The organism is Corallococcus sp. CA053C, assembly GCF_003611675.1.
GTDB lineage: Bacteria > Myxococcota > Myxococcia > Myxococcales > Myxococcaceae > Corallococcus.
In genome coordinates, this window is sequence record NZ_RAWA01000743.1 from 1 (window position 1) to 1,820 (window position 1,820).

At 72.9% G+C, this 1,820-nt stretch carries 2 protein-coding genes; both read left to right on the forward strand.

Annotation, left to right across the window (positions count from 1 at the left end; all coding sequences use genetic code 11):
- The coding region (locus D7V97_RS42755) for a metalloenzyme (RefSeq protein WP_120616241.1) at nt 1–785 on the forward strand (785 nt) is incomplete at its 5' end.
- A 10-nt stretch (nt 786–795) separates the two neighbouring features.
- Nucleotides 796–1,764: a hypothetical protein gene (locus D7V97_RS42760; protein ID WP_233583612.1), complete on the forward strand. Its 969-nt coding sequence runs from the start codon at nt 796–798 to the stop codon at nt 1,762–1,764.
- Nucleotides 1,765–1,820: the final 56 nt, after the last annotated feature.

A 1,820-nucleotide genomic window follows, 5' to 3' on the forward strand; every position in this document is an offset into this window, starting at 1 on the left:
ACCCCACCTTCGGCGTGCCCGGCCGGCCCCAGTCCGCCTCCAACCAGACGGCCATCCTCACCGGGGACCCCGCGCCCGCCCTCGTGGGGGGCCATGTCCTGGGCTACCCCAACGCCGCCCTGCGCCAGCTGCTCGCGGAGCGCTCCATCGTCCGCCGCCTCAAGGCCGCGGGCCGCACCGCCACCTTCGCCAACGCCTACCCCGCGCCGTACCTCGACGCGCTCGGCGTCCTCCGGCGCCCCTCCACCTCCCCGCCGGAGTTCACGATGCCCCCGCGCGCCGCGCGCAAGGTGCGCCCCTCCGCCGCGAAGCTCGCCTTCACCGCGGGCGATGAGCCCCTGCGCACCCTGGACGACGCACGCGCCGACGACGGCCTCACCCACGACATCACCGGCGCGTACGCGCTCGCGCACGGGCTGTCCGTGCCCCAACGCACGCCGGAGGCGGCCGCGGCCCTCTTCTGGCGCATCTCCGAAGGGGCCGACTTCACCTTCTTCGAGCACTACCTCGCCGACGAGGCCGGCCACGCCCAGGACTTCACCGCCGCCAGGGCCGCGCTCGACACCTTCGACGCCTTCCTCCGCGCCGTCGCGGCCACCCGCCCCTCGGATGCTCGCGTGCTCGTGTGCAGCGACCACGGCAACGTGGAGGACCTGTCGGTTCGCGGACACACCGTCCACGCCGTGCCCATGCTCTACTTCGGGCCCTCCGCCCCGGAGGTAGCCTCGTTCACCTCCGTCGCGGACGTGGGACGGGCCGTGGTGCGCTGGCTTGGGGCCGACTGAGGGGCTCGGGATGCGGGTGGGTGGTACCGGTACCGGACGATGGAGCGTCGCGCTCGTGGCGCTCGCCCTGCTCTCCGCGTGTGCCTCCGCGCCCCGGCAGCCCATGGCTCCGGAGGCCGCGCTCGACCTGCCCGGCGGCGAGTTCCTCTTCGCCCATGCGCCCCAGGACACGCAGGCCGCCGACATGGTCCGCCGGGCCGTGGCCAACGCCAGCCCCCGCCTGTCCCGCTGGGGCACCTTCCACGAACCCGTCACGCTGGTCATCCACCCCAACCACGCCGCCCTGGAGCGCGCCGCGAACCGCCCCGGCTACGACTTCCTGCGCGCGTGGGCCCGCTACGAACAGGTGGAGGTCCAGAGCCCCCGCACGTGGACGCGCGCCGGCGCCTCGCAGAAGCAGGTGGACGAATTACTGCTGCACGAGCTCACCCACAGCCTCATGTGGCAGGCCTCCGCCAGCGTGTCGGACTGGACGCGCAAGGGCATCCCGCTGTGGTTCAGCGAAGGCATGGCTTCGTACACCGCCGGTCAGGGCTACCGCGTCCCCAGCCTGGAGGACCTGGCCCGCTTCCTCCACGAGTACCCCCAGGCGGATCCGCTCGCACGCGCGGAGTCGCTGTACGAGACCGAGAACGCCACGGTGTACGGCGCCGCCCACCACGCCTTCACCTTCCTGATGGCCCGCTATGGCGAGGAGCGCATCCGGGCCACCTTCACCGCCATGCGAGAGGGCCGCGACTTCAACGCCGCCTTCCAGGAGGCCATCGGCCTTCCCGCGGACGCCTTCCTGCGCGACTTCCGCCGCTACGTGTACCTGCGCGGCTTCAAGGGGGGCCGCCTCAACCCACCCGGCGGCCCTCCGCGCGGGGAGGGCCAGGGGCTTCCCGGGATTCCCATGATCTCACCGACGCCACCGTCACTGCCCGTACGTTCGGGCCCGCCGGACACAACTCTGGAGCCCACAAGCGCGACAAGATGAGGACGCCCGCTGTCCGCGGGCCGTCGGAGGCATCCCCCCGTGAGTGATTCCAAGAT

Coding starts and splice junctions, on each gene's coding strand:
- D7V97_RS42760 (WP_233583612.1), top strand. CDS start 796: ATGCGGGTGGGTGGTACCGGTACCGGACGATGGAGCGTCGCGCTCGTG.